Below are 19,258 nucleotides of genomic sequence, written 5' to 3'. Positions count from 1 at the left end.
TATATAAACGAAACCACAGGTCTTCTAGACCCGGTTCCTTTCGGAACCAGGTTGTGGAAGACCTTTTTGTATCTAAATATAAGAGCTAACCATAATGTTGACGGCTGAGTCGTTTTAAATCCAAATCATAATTTATTCATTCGTCCGCCGCCGCATCGTACGCAGTAACCTCCGGCGAGTCCAAGGTTGCAAGAACGGTTTCGGCGAAACGGGAAAGGGGTTCCACCCATGTTTAACAATAAAGAGAACTTTAAACGGGAATTCAAGCAGAGGTTGGTTGGCAAGACCGGCCGCCAAGTGCATGAAGTAACCGAAGATGATGTATATGCAGCGCTGGGCAGTATGATTCGTGAACGGATCGGCCAGGATTGGGCGGCAACCAATCGCGCTTATATTGAACAAAGCGAGCGTCAGGTCTATTATTTCTCCATGGAATTCTTGATGGGACGACTGCTTGGTAACAACCTGCTGAACCTGGGTGTACTGGAAATGGTACGTGAAGGACTTGGCGAGTTGGGCTGGGATCTGGAAGACATTGAAGAGTACGAAGCGGATGCCGGTCTCGGCAATGGAGGTCTTGGACGATTGGCTGCCTGCTTCCTCGATTCGCTCGCTTCCCTGGGTTATGCCGGTCACGGCAACGGTATCCGGTACAAATACGGACTGTTTGAGCAGAAAATTATCGATGGACACCAGGTGGAACTGCCGGACTACTGGCTGCAAAAAGGCAACGTCTGGGAAGTTCGTCGCGGCGACAAAAAAGTAAATGTTCAATTTTGGGGCCATGTAGAAGCGAAAGAAGAGAACGGCCGTCTCGTCTACGAGACGAAAAACGGCGAGAACGTCTGGGCCGTGCCTTATGACGTTCCGGTTGTCGGCTATGAGAATGCGTCCGTCAACACACTCCGTCTGTGGAGCGCGGAATCGGCTGCCGATCCTTCGAAAGGCTTCGGCGGTCCTGGAGGCAGCTATTACAACTTCCTCGACTACAAACGTTCGGTCGAGACGGTATCCGAATTCCTTTATCCGGATGACTCCCAGTACGAAGGTAAGCTGCTGCGTTTGAAGCAGGAATACTTCCTATGCTCCGCTGGCGTGCACAGCGTGCTGCGGACGTTTGACAAACTGCGTCTGCCTTATGACCGTCTGGCCGAGAAAGTAGCGATTCATATCAACGATACGCATCCGACACTGGTCATTCCTGAATTGATGCGCGTTCTGATGGACGAAAAAGGGTTTGGTTGGGATGAGGCTTGGAGCATCGTGACGCGTACCGTGTCCTACACTAACCACACGATTCTTAGCGAAGCTCTCGAAACGTGGCCGGAGCAGATGGTCCGTGAGCTGCTGCCGCGTGTTCATATGATTATCGAAGAACTGAACAAACGTTTCTGTGCGATGCTGCTGGAGGAGTACCCGGATGACCAAGACCGCGTATCGCGGATGGCAATCATCGAAAGCGGCTTCGTCAAAATGGCGCACCTGGCTATTTACGGCAGCCACAGTGTCAATGGCGTAGCTGCGCTGCATACGGATATTTTGAAAAAACGGGAAATGAAAGACTTCTACGAATTGTATCCCGAGCGCTTCAACAACAAAACAAACGGCATTACGCACCGCCGCTGGCTGATGCATGCCAATCCGGAACTGGCCGATGTGATCGAAGAGGCAATTGGTTCGGAATGGAAAACACAGCCGCAGCAGCTTACCGAACTGTTAAAGTATGCTGACGACGCCGTTGTCCAACAGAAGATTTACAGCGTTAAGCGCAAGAACAAGGAGCGTCTCGCTTCCTATATTTATAAAAAGCATGGAGTATCGGTTGATACAAATTCGATCTTCGATGTACAGATCAAGCGTCTTCACGCTTACAAGCGTCAATTGCTGAATGCTCTGCACATTATGGATCTGTACAACCGGATCAAGGAGAATCCATCGCTTGAGATCACGCCGCGCACGTTCATTTTCGGTGCAAAAGCGGCTCCGGGCTATTACATGGCGAAGCAGATCATCAAACTGATCAACAATATTGCCAACACGGTCAATAATGATCCAGACACCAAAGATCTGCTCAAAGTATTTTTCCTGGAAAATTACTCGGTCTCGTTGGCAGAGAAAATCATCCCGGCTTCCGATCTCAGCGAACAGATCTCGACAGCTGGCAAAGAAGCATCGGGTACAGGCAATATGAAGCTGATGATGAACGGTGCACTGACGATCGGTACGCTCGACGGCGCAAACGTGGAGATGTACGAGTCGCTCGGTGACGAGGGTATGTATCTCTTCGGACTGCGCGTCGAAGATGTAGAGAAGTACTATCGTGACGGCGGTTACTCTGCCCAAGCCATTTACAACAGCGACGAACGTGTGAAAAAAGTGCTTGATCAGCTGGTTCAGCCTGGCCCGTTCTGTCAGAATGGTCAGACCTTCGATCCAATCTATCATTCGCTGCTCAGTCATAACGACGAATATTTCGTTCTGCGTGATTTCGCAAGTTATGTGGAAACACAGAATCAGATCGGTATGGATTATCGCGATTCGAAAAAATGGTTGGAGAAATCGATCGTCAATATTGCGCATTCCGGACGTTTTGCGGGCGACCGTACAATTAATGAATATGCATCGGAAATCTGGGGTATCAAGCCTGCGGGTGCCGGCAGTCGTTCCGGCATTTATAAAGGTCAATAAGTGCTGAATTGAAAAAAATAAGCCATCTGTAAATGAGTATTGAAAAGCCGCTCTTTATGAGCGGCTTTTTGTCAATCAAACGGTAAGAAATTGGGGAAAGAAACGAATGGGAATAACTTGCTCTGCATAGGCAGGAATTTTACAGCGGGCGACGAATCCTATACCATCCATATACAAATAAGCAATTAGGCAGCGTACACCCGATCCCAAAAGCGGATAACCTAACAGGACAGAAGCATCCGCACTGCCCGAATTTCTTCAGAGGAGTGATCTTGATGAGAATACGATTCGCTAAACCGGAGGATGCTGCGGGCATCGCGCAGGTGCATGTGGACAGCTGGAAGACAACGTATAAAGGAATCGTTTCAGACACTTATCTGAATACACTATCTGTCGGGGAACGCTGGAACCGTTGGGAGAAGCGGCTGATGGAACCGGACCGTGACGAAGGTGTGATGGTTGCGGAGAACGAACGGGGCCAAATTTGCGGGTTTCTCGATTTTGGAGAGAGCCGGGAAACCGGGCGCTTGAATGAGGCCGAGCTGTACGCCGTTTATCTGCTGCAGAGTGAGCAGCGCAAAGGAATCGGCCGTGAAATGTTCCGTAAAATGATCGGAGAACTGCAGCGTCGGGGCTATCGCTCGCTGATGGTCTGGGTGCTTGAGCAAAATCCTGCAGTTCATTTTTATGTCCGTTTGGGTGCAGTCGAGCTTGAGCGCAAAGAAATTCGTATTGGAGAAGAAACGTTTACGGAGATTGCTTTGGGCTGGCCGGATATCAGCCGGCTGACGATCTGAAGGGAAGAGTGAGACAAACACTATGAGTTTTCATCTCGATCCGCAGACGGTATACATTTCGTTGATCTGCGGTCATGTGTTTACGGTTATTCTGCTGAGCGCTTATCGCCGCAGTGAAAGTAAGGAAAGGTCGGTTTCTCTATTTTTTACCGCGAAGCTGATCCAGGCGGCTGCTTGGACGGTCATGCTGCTGCGGATCAATACGGACAGCTCAGCGATCATTTCGCTGTCGAATACGCTTATGTTTATCGGAACGGCTTTTGAAGCGGTCGCGCTGCTCAATCTGCAAAGTTCGCTCTCCTGGCGAACGGCACGAATCTATATCGGCGTTACATCCGCGGCTATTCTGATTTTTAACGGCATTCTCTTTTTTCATAATATTGAAGTGCTTCGGATTGCCGCAGCTTCTTTCTTTTCGGCACTGCTGATTATTCCGCCGGCACTTCGCCTGCTCCGGAAGAAGTCCGGCGGAACGGCGCTGCGCAGATTAATGGGCATCTTGTATACCTTTGTTGCCGGTGCCATGCTGGTTCGTACCGGTTCATCGCTGCTTGGGCAGGGCGCGCCCGCTCTGCTGTCGGCACCGGTCGCTCACGACCTCTTCTCAATCTCGGCTTATTTGACGATGATCCTTGGCAATACGGGCTTTGTTCTGCTCGCCAAGCAGAAAGCCGATGAGGAGTTGGTTTATTTGGCGAGCGTTGATGATCTGACGCAAATTTGGAATCGTCGTACATTTTTGAAAAAAGCGGACGTTATGCTCAGTCGCTGCGCCAAGCGAAAAACGCCCGTTTCTTTTTTGCTGTTCGATATTGATGGATTCAAGGGAATCAACGATACTCATGGACATGATGTCGGCGACCGGGTGCTGAAGGAGATGAGCCAAATCGTTTCCCGTCAGTTGGAGCCGGAAGATTTGTTCGGACGCTACGGCGGAGACGAGTTTGCGGTTCTGATTCCCGGACTTTCCGTCGCAGAATCCACCTTGAAAGCCGAACGCATACGGGCGGCTGTGGAGGGTGCGTATACGCTGAGTATTGGGGCGCTTACCTTTGTACCGGACGATCGTTCGGATCTCGACCGGATCTACAAGTGCTGCGACCTCGCGCTGTATGATGCCAAGCAAGCTGGACGGAATCAGGTTAAGCGCGCTGAAGGTCATTTTGAAGTGCCGGCCGAAGAACGGCAAAGCCTGCCGATATAGGACCAGAATATCCAAAAAAGGAAGCTTTGACAGGATGAAATATAATTTTCAGGAAATTTTCGCAAAAAGGGCTGATTTTTCATCGTCACCGTGCTAAGATACGTTTGTTTTGAAACAAACGATCAAAGGAGGGTGAAGAGATGCAAGCAAAAAACGGTACGGCTCCGGCTAAATTACCGCTGGAGAAAGAGTTTAATCTGTTCCGTTTGACCTGGCCGATTTTCCTCGAAGTTTTTCTGTTTATGCTGATGGGAATCGTGGATACCCTTGTGCTCAGCGGTGTGTCGGACGATGCTGTAGCAGCTGTAGGGGCAGCCAACCAGGTGATCTCGATCGCTATCCTGATTCTCGAAGTCGTCGGTAACGGTGCTGCCATCGTTATCGCGCAATATATCGGTTCTCGAAATCATTATGAAGCGGCCAAGATCTCCGGCCTTTCCATTACGCTCAATCTGATTCTTGGCTTGGTGATGAGCGGAATTTTCCTGCTCTGCGGCCACAATCTGATGAGGCTCTTGAATTTGCAAGGCGATATTCTCATGTACGCCAATTCTTACTTGGCTGTTGTCGGCGGAGCGATTTTCCTGCAGGCACTGATCAACATGCTGTCCGCGACAATCCGAACTTACGGACAGACCAAAGCAACGATGCTCGTCGCCTTGGGCATGAACGCTTTGAACCTGGCCGGCAACTACCTGCTCGTGTTCGGTCATTTGGGCTTCCCGCAGCTTGGCGTTCAAGGTTCTGCCTGGGCAACGGTGATCAGCCGCGCGGTCGCGGTAGTGTTCCTGGTATGGATGCTGTATCAGGTTATGGAAGTGCGCATTCAGTTCAAGTTCTATCTGAATCTGTCGCGCGAATATATCATGAAGATTCTCAAGATCGGCATCCCATCCGCTCTGGAGCAAATTATGTATCAATCGTGCCAGATGACCTTTTTCTTCTACGCGACGTTCCTGGGCGCTCAGGCACTGGCAGCAAGGCAGTATGCAACGAACATTTCCATGTTCATCTATCTGTTCGCCATCGCCGTAGCAATCGGAACAGGGATCATTGTCGGCCGCCTCGTCGGTGCGAATCGCAAGGAAGACGCTTATCATCAGGTGTGGAGCAGCGTGAAGCGCGCTCTCGTCATTACGGTAATTGTCGATCTGGTCGTGATTGCGCTGCGTCATCCGCTGGTCGGGATCTTCACCGATGATGCGGAGGTCATCCGCATGGCGACTCAGGTGCTGGTGCTGAGTATTGTGCTGGAAACGGCTCGTACGTTTAACATGATCGTCATCGGTTCGCTGCGCGCAGCTGGCGACGCCAAGTTCCCTGTTTACGTCGGTCTCGTCTCGATGGTTGGCATCAGCCTACCGCTCGGTTATGTGCTTGTGTTCCAGTTCAATATGGGACTGCCGGGCATTTGGCTTGCAATTGCCGTCGACGAATGGATTCGGGTAGCTGTCATGTATATGCGCTGGAAGAGCCGTGTTTGGAAAAAGCATTCGCTTGTGCAGCACGACGAACCGGAGCAGGGAGAGAATCTTCTTCCGCAAACCGCTCCTTCTTCATAAGTTTGAAGAGGAGACAATCGATCCGATATTACTCTTGCTTGAAAAGTCGATCAATGCGGCTGCTCCCCTAAAGAAGAAAGCCCGCTTTTCTTTCCGGATATTCCGGGGAAAAGCGGGCTTTTTTCTGATTCCGCTGCACTAACTCCAAAAGAAATCGCGAGCGAAAGAGATAACTGTCCGTTTCTCGTTTAATTAAGAAGATAAGACAAAATTATACCCGAATTTACATAGGGCTAGTAAAAAAGACAGTCAATAAAAACAGGCTTTCAGTAAAAACAGATATCCACTGGAAACAGACATCGAATAGTAACGGATATAAATCATATTTTTATAGAGCGGAAAGCGCTTGCGAGAAGGACTGATTATCCGTTAGGAGGAGGAATAAGAAATGAAGGTATGGGTCATCTGTAAAGATCGTTGGCATCCGGCGGAGACAATCCGTCAGGGACTGGCGAAGCTAAACGAAGAAGAGTTTGCATTTACGATAACGGAAAATATGGAAGAGTTTGATTCCGGACAGCTCGAACAATATCCAGTCGTGCTTGTATGCCGCTCGAATAGTCAGACAGAAGAGGAAAAGGCATTCTGGATGAATGAACAGGTGCAGCAGGCGTTTGTTCATTATGTGGAACGCGGCGGTTCACTGCTTGCAGTACATGCGGGTACGGCGGGTTATGAAGAAGGTGAGATATTCCGCCGTCTGTGCGGCGGTGCATTTATTCATCATCCCGAAGCATGCGAAGTGACGATCCAACCGGAGAATCGGCATCCAATTGCACAGGGTGTCGAAGCATTTACGGTACATGACGAACATTATTTCATGGAATGGGAAGATCCTATCGCTGATCTGATCATGACGACTGTGTCGGAGCACGGCGCACAGCCGGGCGGCTGGACGCGCACTCACGGTCGCGGACGTGTATGTGTGCTGACGCCAGGTCACGAACCTGAAGTCTGGAACCACCCGATGTATGGGCGTCTGCTGCGCAACGCACTCTACTGGTGTGCAAGGCAGGATCCTGCCGAATCAGGAGAGTGAATAAATGCTCAGAGTTCGAGACAGACGAATCTGAGCGGTTATTGAACGAAAGATCGAACAGATACATGAAGGAGGTCAAGATATGAACAGAACCGCATGGATTTTGGATTTGCGCGAACCGTTCGGCGCTGCGTTAGGGCGCGAGCTTGTATCGAGAGGATGGACGGTCATCGGCGGTGATCCGCAGGAAGCGGAGCAGAACGGAGCAGCAGAAACGAGAGCAAGCGAGCGGAAGGAAGCAGGCTTGGCAGAACAGAGAGCGAGCGACGACGGTTGGGAAACAACGGATGATGCGGCAAATTTGAGAGAAGAGGACACACCGGCAAGCGGTTGGACACACGGACCACATATCGGAGAGAATGCCGATATTCCAACTGGAACAGGGACTTCGGGATTGAATGATTTCGAAGGATCGGTCGCTTTCGGACCGGAAACCAATGCCCGTCCGAAAAGCGGAGAATGGGACGAAGAATATGCCGAAGAAGCGGAGCCGCTGTCTTTCGGAGCGGACCGAAACGCCTCGGATGAGTCGGGGGCTTTTACTGCCGCAGGAACGGAGCCGAATCAGGAAGCCAGTGATGGATCCAAGGTGTCCCGTTCGGATGGCGAAAGTTCGTCGGCTTTGTCCAAAGGTATGGAGCCGCTGCCTGAGCACGGACGAATGCATATTTTGCCGCTGGCAGGCAATCGGCCCGAGGCGCTGGAAGAAGCAGCGCGCAGAACATCCGAGATCGCAGAACGTATCGATCTGCTCGTGTTGAATGCAGGTCGCATCGAAACGGCAAATCCGTCTACTTCGGAACTTAGCGACGGTGGCACAAGCGAAATCAGTGCGACAAACGCCGCATCCGCATCCGCATCCGCATCCGAGGGCCTGGCAGAAGCCCAAGTCTTGGCAGGCGCGGAATATCCGGCAGAAGATACGACAGAGGCGCGGCAGCGCGATTATGAGACGTACGCGCTCACGCCGCTGCGAGCCGTTTCTGGGATTCTGCCGCTTATGGATGGGGAGGACAGCTTGAAGCGGATCTGCTTCGTTACTTCCCGAGAAGGCAGCATTTCGATGGGCGGCGCAAACGTACCGATTGGACGTGCAATGGCTCGCACGGCGCTGCATATGCAGGCCAAGCTGTTGTTCAACGATCTCCGCCGGGAAGGGTACACATTCCGAATGTACGATCCTGGTATGCCGGCCGAACAGTCTGCACATTTCGCCGGAAGTCCGTATACCGGAAAGTCGACCGGTTCCAATCCGCCGATGACTTCGATGACAGCGGCGATCGGGGAGTCGGCTCGCTTTGCCGCTGGTTTTTTTGCCAATCCGCATGCCGATGAAAGCCGGCTGGTGCTGACAGGAAGCCGCGGCGAGGAATGGCCATTTTGAGAGGAGGCGAACTTCATGGACAAACGTAATGCTGTTGTCACCGGAGCCGACCGCGGACTGGGCCTTGCACTGACCGAAGGACTGCTCGCAAAAGGCTGGAAAGTGTTTGCCGGCAGTTATATGCCGGACTGGCCGCAGCTTGGTGAGTTGGAGAGTCGCTATCCGGACCTATTGGTCATACTTCCGCTCGATGTATCTTCCGACTCATCTGTACTGGCTGCGGCGGCAGCCGTAGAAGAACGGACTCCGCATATCGATCTGCTGATCAACAACGCAGGCGTCATCACGGACAAGAATGAGGACTCGATCCGTGTTCCTCAGGATTACGACGATATTTTGCGCATGTATCAGATTAATTCGCTGGGGCCTATCCGGATGACCGAAGCGTTTCTTCCACTGCTGGAACGCGGCGAATTGAAACGTCTATGCTACGTGTCATCCGAAGCGGGCAGTATCGGCAAAGCGGAACGCACCGCTTGGTTCGGATACTGTATGTCCAAAGCCGCACTGAACCGGGGAGTCCGAATGCTGTTCGATCAGCTTAGTCCGGACGGCTACACATTCCGGCTGTATCATCCGGGCTGGCTGCGCACCTATATGTCGGGTGAACGCAATACGGAAGCGGAGCTGGAGGCGTCCGAATCTGCAGAGCCGGCATTGGAGTATTTCCTCGGCAGTACCCTGCCATGGGATGAAAAGCCGCATGCGATCGACGACACCGAGCTTGTTATGCGCGACTGGCAGGGACGGGAATGGCCCTGGTAGATCAGGCTTCCTTTTCGCTTAAGCCAGTCAGCACTCTTAGTGTCGAAACGGAGAAGGTACCGTTTCGACGCTTTTTTTTGCATGGAAAAAGCGCCGTGATACGCGATCGGTTCAATGAATAACGCAATCCGTTCATCTCAAAAAGCCGCCCGCAATCGCGGACGGCTTCGGACTTTTCAATGTTGCAATCAAGCTGCAGTGTTCTTTAGATCAGCGAACCTCTCACTGTCCTTTATTCCCACGACGAGATGGTCGTCAATTTCCCTTCGATTTCATACGGTCCAAATCCTGCAGGAAGGATGAAATGATCACCTTTTTTCAGCGGATATTCGCCGGTTTCTGCCTTGAGATAACCTTCGCCATCCAGAATGCTGACGATCGTATAACCGTCTCTGAGACCGAATTCGGCTTGGCCGTCGACCTCCCATTTCTGTACGGTGAAGAATTCGTTCGAGACGAATTTGGTAATCGTCACGCCTTCAAAGCGGTCGGTCTCGTACGCGCCGCCTTTGTAGAACTGCGGAACAGAAGTTACTTCGATCGCTTTTTCCAGATGCAGTTCGCGGCCTTGACCGTTCGCATCCTTACGATCGTAATCGTAGACGCGGTACGTCGTATCGGAACTCTGCTGCGTTTCCAGCACGACAATGCCTTTGCCCAGCGCATGAATCGTTCCGCTTGGTACGTAGAAGAAATCGCCCGGCTTCACTTCAATCTGTGTCAGCAGCTCGTCCCACTGTCCGGCTTCGATCATCGAACGCAGCTGTTCATGCGACTGCGCATTGTGGCCGTAGATGATCGAGGCGCCCGGCTCGGCGTCGACGATATACCAGCATTCCGTCTTGCCCAGCTCGCCGTTCTCGAACTGCCGCGCATAAGCGTCGTCCGGGTGCACCTGCACCGACAGGTCGTCGGAAGCATCGAGAATTTTGGTCAGCAGCGGGAAGACGTCGGATTCGGAATCTCCGAACAGCTCCGGATGATCGTTCCACAGGTCGCCCAGCTTGGCACCCGCATAAGGACCGCTATGTACCGTGCTTTGCCCGTTCTTGTGTCCGGATACCGCCCAGCATTCGCCGGTCTTGTCGTTTGGAATCTCGTAGCCGAACAAGGTGTTCAGCTTGGTGCCGCCCCAGATGCGTTCCTGGAAAACGGGGGTAAGGAAAATCGGTTCGTTCATGGTTTGCTGCACTCCCTTTTTGGTGATCTATGTATTCCCGCTGTGTTATTACCCAGTGAACGTACGATCAGACACCGGAACTTTTTATGTTTGCTGGCGCACTGCCGTACTTCTTACGTTTGTTGATCGACTTGTCCTATCCGTTCAGTATACTTGTTCAGTAAGTCTGATGGACCAACGAGGCGGCACCGATTAGACCTGCATTCTGACTCAGTGCGGCTGGAGCAATAATCGTACGGCGGCCTGCCGGGCTCAATGCATGCTCTGAGACGTAAGCGCGAAGAGCTTCGAACAGCGGTTCGCCGATCTGCGACACGCCGCCGCCAATGACCAGCAGTTCCGGATCAAGCGTGTTGATCAGCGAGACGCAGCCCATACCAAGGCGCTTGAACGTAAGGTCGATCAGTTCCCGCATCTGCAAGTCACCCTCTGCGGCCAGTTCAAAAGCTTCTTTCGTGCCGACTGGGCGGCTCAGCCGCTCCGACGCCTGCCGGGCGATAGCGGTTCCCGAAGCAATCTGTTCCCAGTATCCTTCGGTACCCGCCGCTCCCGGCTCGATCATCATGAAGCCGACATCGCCCGCATTGCCGGATGCGCCGGTGATCAAGCGTCCATGCATATAGATGCCTGCCCCAATCCCCGTACTGATTGTAATGAACACGAAGTTGTCCGCTTCGCGCGCTGCGCCCAGCCATTTTTCTGCCAGCGTCGCTGCCGTAGCGTCGTTCTGGAAATGCACCGGCCACGCGCCGAAATGGTTGCGCAGTTCATCGACGACGGCGAATCCGTGCCAGGCAGGCAGATTGGGCGGGCAGTCGAGCCGTCCGTTCTTCGCGTCAAGCGGTCCCGGTGCACCGACGCCGATGCCTTTGACCATCTCCGGTGTAATATTCTGCTCGGCCAATAGAGCGTTCACTGTCAATGCCGTCTCTTCGATCAGCTGCTCCGGCGTTTTCGCAGGGTCCGTCTTAAGCGACTGCTGTGCCAGCACTTTTCCCATTTCATCTACAAGTCCTACTGCAATCTTGGTGCCTCCAATGTCGATTCCGATTGCGATCATGGTTGAGCCTCCCGATTATTAAGTTTACTTGACAGAACTTGACGAAATTCAAATATGTAAAGTAACATGGCAACAGCATAGCATAATTCGATACGGAAAAACAGGCAGCTTAAGTAAGGATGAATTCAAGTATACATAAGTATGAATATAAGTATGAATCAAGCGGAGGCGAGACTATGGCAAGACCGAAAAAAGTATCCATGCAGGATATCGCGAATCGGCTGGGGATTTCCAAAAACGCGGTTTCTCTGGCACTGTCGGGCAAAAAAGGCGTGAGCGAGAGTGTTCGGCGTTCGGTCTTGGCGGCAGCAGAGGAGCTGGGCTACGGAACAACCGACCTGGACGATCGGCCGACCCGCAGCAGCCGAAATGTTCTGGTTCTCGTACCGGAGCGGGTTGTCAGTTATACGGACAACGAACACTTTCACTTTTTTCACGATATGCTGTGGATTCTGGAAGAGAGCATCCGGGCAAAGGGCTGCAACGCCGTGATCGCGCGGATTGACCGGAAGATGGAGGAGGGACTGATCCTGCCGGGACTGTTCACGGATGTGCAGCATATCGGCATCATTCTGTTCGGCATTACTGCCAAGCCGTATGCACAAATGATCTGGGACACCGACGTTCCGCTCGTGATGCTCGATTCATACTATCGCGACCTGCCGTGTGCAGCGGCTGTATCGGCCAACACGGAAGGTGCGGAAGCGGCCGTGCGATGGCTGATCCAACGAGGTCACCGGAAGATCGGCTTTATCGGACCGGCTAATCTGACCACCAGCCATGAAGAACGCTGGTTTGGCTATTGGCGGGCGACGCGCGAAGCGGGACTGCCGATCGAGGAGAGACATGCGCTGCTTGAAGCGAGCGATTTCGACGAAGAGAAGAACGAGCGGGAGATCGGCAGATTTTTGGAACGGATAGGCATGGGGCCTTCCTCTTCCGCGGACTTGCAGAGTAGAATCGGCCAACAAGAAGCTGCAATACCGACCGCCTTTTTCTGTGGAAACGACCGCCTTGCGCTGCTGCTGATCCGAAGGCTGCGGGCGATGGACATATCTGTGCCGCAGTCGGTAGAAGTCGCCGGTTTTGACGGCCTGAAGCAGGCGACAGAGAGCGGAGCGGGTCTGTCTGCAACCGTGCGGGTCGATAAGCGGAAGATGTGCGAGGCGGCGGTGGAACTGCTGCTCGGTGGACACGGGGATAAGCGTGAAGCGCTGAGAGCGGCGGTCACGGGAGAACTTCGGGTGGTGGATGATCTTTCTGCTGGAAACAAGCCTGATTAAGCGGATTTGCCTCTGGGAAAGATTCTTTGGACAAGCCTGCTTACAAAACTTTTCCCGGCGAGTATCAGAACTGCAACTAAATGATGCTTGGGAAGGTTTATATATAGAGGTGGGGCGTTTTTCAAACGCATCTTATAACCGCACCTATTATAGAGGAGGACTTTTCCATGAAAAAAATACTTATCGCATCTCTGCTCGGTTCCGCTGTATTGGGGGCTTCCGCAGCACAAGCGGCTCCGACTGCGCCTGCAGCGACAGCTGCTCCCGCTCCTACAGCTGCTCCTGCAGCAGCGGCATCGTCCCAGCCTGCTGCCAAAATCTACGGTAATGATGGTCTGGTAACGCCGAGCGCGTATCCGTTCTTCATTAAGAGCACCCTGTACACTACAGCTGATGTTATCAAGCAGCTGGACATTGAAGGCTTGAAAATTTCGTGGGATAACAAAACGAAATCTTATACGTACACGCGCGGGGATCATATGGTAAAAGTGACTGCCGACAGCGAAATCGCTTGGGTTGATGGCAAAGAAGTGAAGCTGCAGGGATCGCCGACGTTCAAGCGCGGCGTACTGCGTGTACCGGTCGGTGTGATCGTAAGAGGCTTGGACGAGTCGATCAAATGGGACAAAGCGACCGAAACACTGTGGGTCGGCGAGTCGATTAAGTAAGATGGCAGCGCCAGTGAGAGCGGCCTGACTTACATTGATCGTATCGAGGTATCCGGTATCGACGAAAGATCGTTTCTCCATGAAGTAGACAAATCATCAATAAACAAAAAGCAGCCGATTTTCTTTCCGCCGGAGCGGATTGGAAAATCGGCTGCTTTCGTTATAGAAGATATTTGAAGTCTGCGCCGAAACGGTGATCCGAATCAGCAGATTCCGGCGAACCGAATTCGAATAATCAGTCGCCTGAAGCTTCGAGCAGCGGAGCCGCGACGTCAAGCTTCAGCAGCGGTTGTCCGGCTTCGATGGCACCGCCGTGAAGTGTGGTGAATCCATCGAATTCTTTGGTATTGGTTACGATCATCGGTGTGGTCAGGTCGTAACCCGCCGCACGGATTGCACTCATGTTGAACGTGAGCAGCGGTTGGCCGGCCGTTACAGCCTGGCCTTCTTCGACGAGGACGTTGAAGTGCTGACCTTTGAGGCGAACGGTATTCAATCCAACATGGATCAGCAGTTCTGCGCCGTCTGTTGTCTGCATGCCGATGGCGTGTTTGGTCACAGCGAGCGAGTTGACGATGCCATCCGCCGGAGCGGTAACGACGCCGGCGCTCGGAACGACCGCGATGCCTTTGCCCATATACTCGCCGGCGAACGTAACGTCGTCGACGTCGGAGAGAGCTTTAACTGTACCGGTCAGCGGACTGGACAGCGCAGTGTCGCGGATTTGAACAACTTCAGGGACAACGACAGCCGATGCGGCCGCTGGAGTTTCATTGGATGCAGCTGGAGCAGTCGCATCAGCAGCAGCTGTTGTTTCGGAAGCCGGCACGGGAACGTCTTGGAAGCCCATGATGAAAGTAACAACGGCACCGACTGCAAAAGCCACGGCCATACCGATCAAGCCGTACACGAATGTCGGGCCGATCATAGCCGGAATACCTGGAAGACCTGCGCCGCCTGCCATTACATAGATCTTGACGTGGAACAATCCGTAGACAGCGCCACCCACAGCACCGCCGATCAGACCGGAAACGAACGGTTTTTTCAAGCGCATGTTAACGCCGTACATTGCAGGTTCAGTGATACCCATCATGGCCGAGAAGCTGGTCGACAGCGACAGAGCCTTGAACTGCGGATTGCGGGAGCGAAGGAATACGCCGAATGTAGCGCCTGCCTGACCCAAGTTGGCGGCGAACATGATAGGCAGAATGTAATCGAAGCCTTGTTCAGCCAGAGACAGGATAGCGATTGGAACGAGTGCCCAGTGCATGCCTGTCATAATGATGAGCGACATGGTACCGCCGAGCAGCAGGCCGCCGAAGATGCCGGTATTGTCGAGAAGCCAGGTAATGCCTCCGGCCAGACCTTGACCGATGATGCTGCCGAGCGGGCCAAATGCGATCAGGGTTGCTGGTACAATGACGAGCAGAGTAAGCATCGGAACGAACAGAACTTTAAGCGCACTTGGAATGAAGCGATTAAAGAACTTTTCGACATAAGACGAGATCCAGATTGCCAGCAGCATCGGAATTACGGATGACGAATAGGTGACCGGTGTTACCGGAAGCCCAAGGAAATTCAGATTTCCGCCGCTGCCTAGCAGCGCGGTCAAGTCCGGGTGCATGACTGCCGCGGCAATGGCTGCGGCCAGGAACATGCTGCTGCCGAACTTGCGGGCCGCACTGAACGCAATCAGAATCGGCAGGAAGAAGAACGTACCGTCGCCGATGGCTTTGAGAATCTGGTACGTGCTGCCGTCGGTTGCCATCCATCCGAATACGTCGGATACGGACAGCAGCGCTTTGATCATACCTGCGCCGGCGAGTGCCGGAAGCAGCGGAGTGAAGATTCCGGAGATGATGTCGAGCAGTGCTGAGAACGGATTTTTTTTCTGCTTCGGAGCGTCGTCCGTCTGCGCGGAGCCGCCGCCGAATGACGCAGCCTTATTGATTTCTTCATATACTTTCGGCACGTCGTTGCCAATAATGACCTGGAACTGGGTACCCGCGATATTGGTGCCCATAACGCCCGGCGTGTTTTCCAGCGCGGCGCGGTCGGCTTTGTTGTTGTCCCGCAGTTCGAAGCGCAGACGAGTCATGCAGTGGGTCATCGTTTTGACGTTGGATTCGCCGCCGATCTTTTCAATAACGGACTTGGCTGTTTGTTCATGCTTGCTCATAGTCAGCCTTCCTTTCTGATATGCAAAATGAATGGTAGGGCAGGGTAAGCGCTGTCAGCGTTACCCCGGACAAAACGAAAAACCCGGGCGTTCGAAGAACAGGAACGGAAAATCCGGCTGTCGATCGGTAACGGCCCGGGTTTTGCCTTTTCAGTAACAATCCCGGTGCTATTAAGTTTTGGCGATGCGGTCGATATGAATGGTCAAGTACAGCATTTCTTCCTTGTTCAACCGATAATCGTGATGCTCGGCAATGTAGGCTTCGATTGATTCCGTGCAGGGATACGCTTCCGGACAGTTTTCTTTGACAATCTCGTACAGACTGTCGTAGTTATTGCCGGAGTGATCACCGCTGATCAGCCGCTGCGCAAAAAATTTCAGATGCGTCACGAAGCGGTAGTAACTGATGGAATCTTCGTTATATTCCAATTCGAAATGCTTGCGTACAATATTGAGAATGTCCTGAATGATTTTCGTGATGTTCATCAAGACAGGCATTTCTTCGCCAAGCTGTGCATTGACGAGGTGCATTGCGATGAACGCAGCTTCATCGTCAGGCAGCTTTACTCCGATCCGGTCTTCGATCAGCTTGAGCGCGGACCTGCCGACCTGGTATTCGGATTTGTACAAGCTTTTAACTTCAAGCAGCAGTCCATTTTTGATATCGAGTCCCCGCTGATGACGCTCCACTGCGAAGTGAATGTGGTCGGTCAGCGAAAGGTAGATCGAATCTCCAAATTCCTTATCCAGCATGAGGACGGCCAGTTTACGGATCTCCTCGGTCAGCTGTACATATTCCATTGGAATTTGTTCCAACAGTTCCTTCAGTTTACGGGAAGAATCGTTGCTTTCCGGACGGAAGATCTTCTCGATCTTGTCTTCGTCGATTGCATCTCCCGGTTTTTTTTGAAAGGCGAGTCCTCGGCCCATCACCACAATTTCAGTCTCGCTGTCGTCCAGCGATGTGATGACGTTATTGTTGAGAACCCTCAAGATTTGCATTGCGTTCACCTCTTGTTCATCGAAGCTGCTTCGTACAGGATTGCATCGCCGTGCACGGCGGATAAAAAAAGGCAAAACCCAAAACACGTTAGGCACATGTTTTGGGTTTTGCCTTTTCAGTAACAATCCCATAATCAGAATAACACCGTTTTCAACAGTTGGCAAGGAAAAAAGCGTGCGCTTTCAAAAAAACATTATGCCGCGAAAATGAAGGAAGGCAGCTGGGAGATCACCGCTTTCCTAGATTGTCACGGTCGCTAGTGCAGGAAGAAGTTTCGATTCATAAATTAATCGCTCAACGGCTTGAGCTGCGTCGCGGCGCTTCTGCTGTGGGATTGCGGTGAGGACGTCGATTTTCTTCCCAACATAGCTCGAAGCATAAGCAGAAGCTTTAACGTTCCGGTGAAGAACAGCAGCCAAGGCAGGATAACCATTCCCCAACCGATGCCCGGTGCCCAGGTAACGGCAATACTCCATGGAGCAAGTCCGGCCAGGAAATGCAGAATAAGAAGAGGGAAGGCGACATTGCAGGCCAACAGAAGAATTACATTTACTGTAATCTTCCATGGAACGGGACGAAAAGCCTTTCTCCAGCGGAACAGACTGGACACCGACCACAGGAACAGCAGGGCGATAACCAGTGAAATACCGTCAACGATTGCATACAGTTTTACAAAGTCCGGCAAGCTTTCTAGTGAAGGAACTTGTCCATGCAGAATGTTATCGATGCCCGGCAGAATGCCGGAGTAGCTGACGACCAGCGGATCGGAAGAGTTGGCAAGAACAAAGATGCCGTAACCGTCATGAATTCGCATTTCCGAGTACGTATTTTCCGTTGTACCGTTGTGCCAGACATAATCGCCGGTGTTCACCCATCCCATACCGTAAAATGAACCGTCTCCCATATCCGCGCTCGGTTTATGCATGATTTCCAAGTTTTCGGCAGACAGCAGGTGGTTGTTCTCATAGGTTCCTCCGTTCATCTGCATAATCAGGTACTTTGACATATCTTCTGCGGTAGAGACGAGATAACCGGAAGGGATGGTGCCGGAATGGTTCATCGATCTTGTAGGAACGGTAATTCCGAAGAGCAGTTGATGGCCGGAAGCCTGGCGCAGATGAGAATTTTCGGCCGCTGCAGTCTTTGCCCGTTCCGGCGTGGAGAAGCTGCTCTTCATGCCAAGCGGTAGGAAGATTCGCTCTGTTATGTAATCCTCATAGGACTGACCCGATACCTGCTGGACGATCGCGCCGAGGATATTGTAATTCAGGTTGGAGTACTGATAACCGCTTCCGGCAGGCCCCGTCTGTTTGACCGTCTTGAGACGAGCAATATGCTGAATCAGCGTTCCTTCTCCCTGGCTTAGAAAAGCGATGCCGTCGTAGGTGGACAGCCCGCTCGTCTGATGCAACAGATCCGCTACGGTAATTTTGGAGGAAAGGGTCGGATCAGCCAGCCGGAATTCCGGCAGATAGTCGGTAACCTGAGCTTCGAGATCGACTCGTCCGTCTTCCACAAGCTGCATAACAGCAAGCGCGGTGAACGATTTGGACGTCGATCCGATCGCAAGCGGAGTTTGCGGTGTCATTGGACCGGCTCCCGGCCCTGCACTTCCGTAGCCCTGCGTATAGACAATTTGGCCTTCCCGGACAATTCCGACAGCCAGGCCGGGGATATGCAGACGCTCCATAGCGGCTTTTGCGTAAGTATCGATCTGCTCCGGCGTCCAGGCTGAGGAAGATGCATCAGGTGCAGCGGTTTCCCGAATCGGATTCGAAGCTGCGAGAGCGACGTCAGCAGCGTAAACTTCAGTGCCCGTAACAGGGGCGGATGCACATAGCAGCAGTCCGGCCAGCACTAATTTCAGTTTTTTGATTGTATTCATGATCAAACTTCCTTTCGTTTCTGTGATCGTTCGGCACTTTAGTCTTAATTGTAGCGGCCGTATAGCGTATCGAAATCGGCCAGCGGCCCGAAATTGAACTCAGTCCCGGGGCAGCGGATAACCTGGACCTAAGGATAGGCGGGCTGAGGATCTATTCGAACGGATTTACGGAAAAGGAAAACTTCTTATCGTTCCGCAGCGTTGTTTATAGACTAGAACAAAAAGAGTTTATCCATGAGGAGGAAGGGATGATGAATCTAATGGGTTTGCTGTATCCAGTCGTGATCGCGGTCATTACCTATGTGATCTATTACTTCGTTATTAAGTTGGCGATTAACCATTCCAACATGACTCGAGAGATTTATTCGCTGCGTATGGATCTGAATGAACTGGAGCGCCGGCAGGCCGAGCGTTTCGAGCGTATGGATGCTCATTACGAAGCACAGAATACGCTGCTGCGCGAACAGAACGAGATTCTGCTGCGTCAGAACCGGCGTACAGAGTAGAAGACAGACGACAGACGACAAGATGAAGCAGAAATCCGGACAGAAAGGATGAGAG

15 protein-coding genes are annotated in these 19,258 nt (G+C 52.3%); 10 read left to right on the top strand and 5 right to left on the bottom strand.

Annotated elements, in window-relative coordinates:
• The first annotated feature begins 228 nt into the window (after positions 1-228).
• The 7 genes from F456_RS0109040 to F456_RS0109005 all read left to right on the top strand — a co-directional run bounded on the left by F456_RS0109040 (position 229) and on the right by F456_RS0109005 (position 9,439).
• Positions 229-2,688 (top strand): glycogen/starch/alpha-glucan phosphorylase, encoded by a 2,460-nt coding sequence (locus F456_RS0109040; RefSeq protein ID WP_018976697.1) that lies wholly within the window; start codon positions 229-231, stop codon positions 2,686-2,688.
• Positions 2,689-2,963: 275 nt separating this feature from the next.
• Entirely contained in the window at positions 2,964-3,485 is a 522-nt protein-coding gene (locus F456_RS0109035; RefSeq protein WP_018976696.1) for a GNAT family N-acetyltransferase, read from the top strand.
• 22 nt (positions 3,486-3,507) lie between these two features.
• On the top strand, positions 3,508-4,689 hold the full coding sequence (locus F456_RS0109030) for a GGDEF domain-containing protein (protein ID WP_018976695.1): 1,182 nt from the start codon (positions 3,508-3,510) through the stop codon (positions 4,687-4,689).
• Between the two features lie 140 nt (positions 4,690-4,829).
• Positions 4,830-6,251, top strand: a complete 1,422-nt coding sequence (locus F456_RS0109025) for an MATE family efflux transporter (RefSeq protein ID WP_018976694.1) — start codon at positions 4,830-4,832, stop codon at positions 6,249-6,251.
• A gap of 388 nt (positions 6,252-6,639) precedes the next feature.
• A complete protein-coding gene (locus F456_RS0109015) occupies positions 6,640-7,290 on the top strand; it encodes a ThuA domain-containing protein (protein ID WP_018976692.1) in 651 nt (216 codons plus the stop codon).
• Between the two features lie 82 nt (positions 7,291-7,372).
• Positions 7,373-8,674 (top strand): Rossmann-fold NAD(P)-binding domain-containing protein, encoded by a 1,302-nt coding sequence (locus tag F456_RS0109010; protein ID WP_018976691.1) that lies wholly within the window; start codon positions 7,373-7,375, stop codon positions 8,672-8,674.
• Between the two features lie 15 nt (positions 8,675-8,689).
• On the top strand, positions 8,690-9,439 hold the full coding sequence (locus F456_RS0109005; protein ID WP_018976690.1) for an SDR family NAD(P)-dependent oxidoreductase: 750 nt from the start codon (positions 8,690-8,692) through the stop codon (positions 9,437-9,439).
• A gap of 232 nt (positions 9,440-9,671) precedes the next feature.
• Here the strand turns inward: F456_RS0109005 and manA are convergent, their stop codons facing one another.
• Together manA and F456_RS0108995 are read right to left on the bottom strand one after the other, a co-directional pair.
• Positions 9,672-10,619, bottom strand: coding sequence for a mannose-6-phosphate isomerase, class I (gene manA, locus F456_RS0109000; RefSeq protein ID WP_018976689.1), 948 nt, complete (start codon positions 10,617-10,619; stop codon positions 9,672-9,674).
• Between the two features lie 157 nt (positions 10,620-10,776).
• Positions 10,777-11,679: an ROK family protein gene (locus F456_RS0108995; RefSeq protein ID WP_018976688.1), complete on the bottom strand. Its 903-nt coding sequence runs from the start codon at positions 11,677-11,679 to the stop codon at positions 10,777-10,779.
• A gap of 176 nt (positions 11,680-11,855) precedes the next feature.
• On the opposite strand from F456_RS0108995, the gene F456_RS0108990 reads away from it, so the two are divergent.
• A complete protein-coding gene (locus F456_RS0108990; RefSeq protein WP_018976687.1) occupies positions 11,856-12,962 on the top strand; it encodes a LacI family DNA-binding transcriptional regulator in 1,107 nt (368 codons plus the stop codon).
• 167 nt (positions 12,963-13,129) lie between these two features.
• Positions 13,130-13,630 carry a copper amine oxidase N-terminal domain-containing protein gene (locus F456_RS0108985; RefSeq protein WP_018976686.1) on the top strand — a complete coding sequence of 167 codons (501 nt, stop codon included), beginning with the start codon at positions 13,130-13,132 and terminating at the stop codon, positions 13,628-13,630.
• A gap of 235 nt (positions 13,631-13,865) precedes the next feature.
• Here the strand turns inward: F456_RS0108985 and F456_RS22195 are convergent, their stop codons facing one another.
• The 3 genes from F456_RS22195 to F456_RS22190 form a co-directional block, all read right to left on the bottom strand.
• Complete coding sequence (locus F456_RS22195) at positions 13,866-15,809, bottom strand: beta-glucoside-specific PTS transporter subunit IIABC (protein WP_018976685.1); 1,944 nt, start codon at positions 15,807-15,809, stop codon at positions 13,866-13,868.
• Between the two features lie 171 nt (positions 15,810-15,980).
• The gene (gene licT / locus F456_RS0108975) at positions 15,981-16,811 is read right to left on the bottom strand and encodes a BglG family transcription antiterminator LicT (protein WP_018976684.1); all 831 of its coding nucleotides are present in this window, start codon (positions 16,809-16,811) and stop codon (positions 15,981-15,983) included.
• A gap of 287 nt (positions 16,812-17,098) precedes the next feature.
• Entirely contained in the window at positions 17,099-18,697 is a 1,599-nt protein-coding gene (locus tag F456_RS22190) for a serine hydrolase domain-containing protein (RefSeq protein WP_018976683.1), read from the bottom strand.
• 248 nt (positions 18,698-18,945) lie between these two features.
• Here F456_RS22190 and F456_RS0108965 point away from each other — a divergent pair, with 248 nt between their 5' ends.
• The gene (locus F456_RS0108965; protein ID WP_157060048.1) at positions 18,946-19,203 is read left to right on the top strand and encodes a hypothetical protein; all 258 of its coding nucleotides are present in this window, start codon (positions 18,946-18,948) and stop codon (positions 19,201-19,203) included.
• The last annotated feature ends 55 nt before the right edge of the window (positions 19,204-19,258 follow it).

Source organism: Saccharibacillus kuerlensis DSM 22868, from assembly GCF_000378145.1.
GTDB lineage: Bacteria > Bacillota > Bacilli > Paenibacillales > Paenibacillaceae > Saccharibacillus > Saccharibacillus kuerlensis.
The sequence above is the reverse complement of the archived record's forward strand: the minus strand, read 5'-3'. Positions and strand labels throughout refer to the sequence as shown.

Bases quoted from the DNA above. Each gene is read 5' to 3' on its own strand.
- F456_RS0109040 (WP_018976697.1), top strand. From the start codon at position 229: ATGTTTAACAATAAAGAGAACTTTAAACGGGAATTCAAGCAGAGGTTG.
- F456_RS0109035 (WP_018976696.1), top strand. From the start codon at position 2,964: ATGAGAATACGATTCGCTAAACCGGAGGATGCTGCGGGCATCGCGCAG.
- F456_RS0109030 (WP_018976695.1), top strand. From the start codon at position 3,508: ATGAGTTTTCATCTCGATCCGCAGACGGTATACATTTCGTTGATCTGC.
- F456_RS0109025 (WP_018976694.1), top strand. From the start codon at position 4,830: ATGCAAGCAAAAAACGGTACGGCTCCGGCTAAATTACCGCTGGAGAAA.
- F456_RS0109015 (WP_018976692.1), top strand. From the start codon at position 6,640: ATGAAGGTATGGGTCATCTGTAAAGATCGTTGGCATCCGGCGGAGACA.
- F456_RS0109010 (WP_018976691.1), top strand. From the start codon at position 7,373: ATGAACAGAACCGCATGGATTTTGGATTTGCGCGAACCGTTCGGCGCT.
- F456_RS0109005 (WP_018976690.1), top strand. From the start codon at position 8,690: ATGGACAAACGTAATGCTGTTGTCACCGGAGCCGACCGCGGACTGGGC.
- manA (WP_018976689.1), bottom strand. From the start codon at position 10,619: ATGAACGAACCGATTTTCCTTACCCCCGTTTTCCAGGAACGCATCTGG.
- F456_RS0108995 (WP_018976688.1), bottom strand. From the start codon at position 11,679: ATGATCGCAATCGGAATCGACATTGGAGGCACCAAGATTGCAGTAGGA.
- F456_RS0108990 (WP_018976687.1), top strand. From the start codon at position 11,856: ATGGCAAGACCGAAAAAAGTATCCATGCAGGATATCGCGAATCGGCTG.
- F456_RS0108985 (WP_018976686.1), top strand. From the start codon at position 13,130: ATGAAAAAAATACTTATCGCATCTCTGCTCGGTTCCGCTGTATTGGGG.
- F456_RS22195 (WP_018976685.1), bottom strand. From the start codon at position 15,809: ATGAGCAAGCATGAACAAACAGCCAAGTCCGTTATTGAAAAGATCGGC.
- licT (WP_018976684.1), bottom strand. From the start codon at position 16,811: ATGCAAATCTTGAGGGTTCTCAACAATAACGTCATCACATCGCTGGAC.
- F456_RS22190 (WP_018976683.1), bottom strand. From the start codon at position 18,697: ATGAATACAATCAAAAAACTGAAATTAGTGCTGGCCGGACTGCTGCTA.
- F456_RS0108965 (WP_157060048.1), top strand. From the start codon at position 18,946: ATGATGAATCTAATGGGTTTGCTGTATCCAGTCGTGATCGCGGTCATT.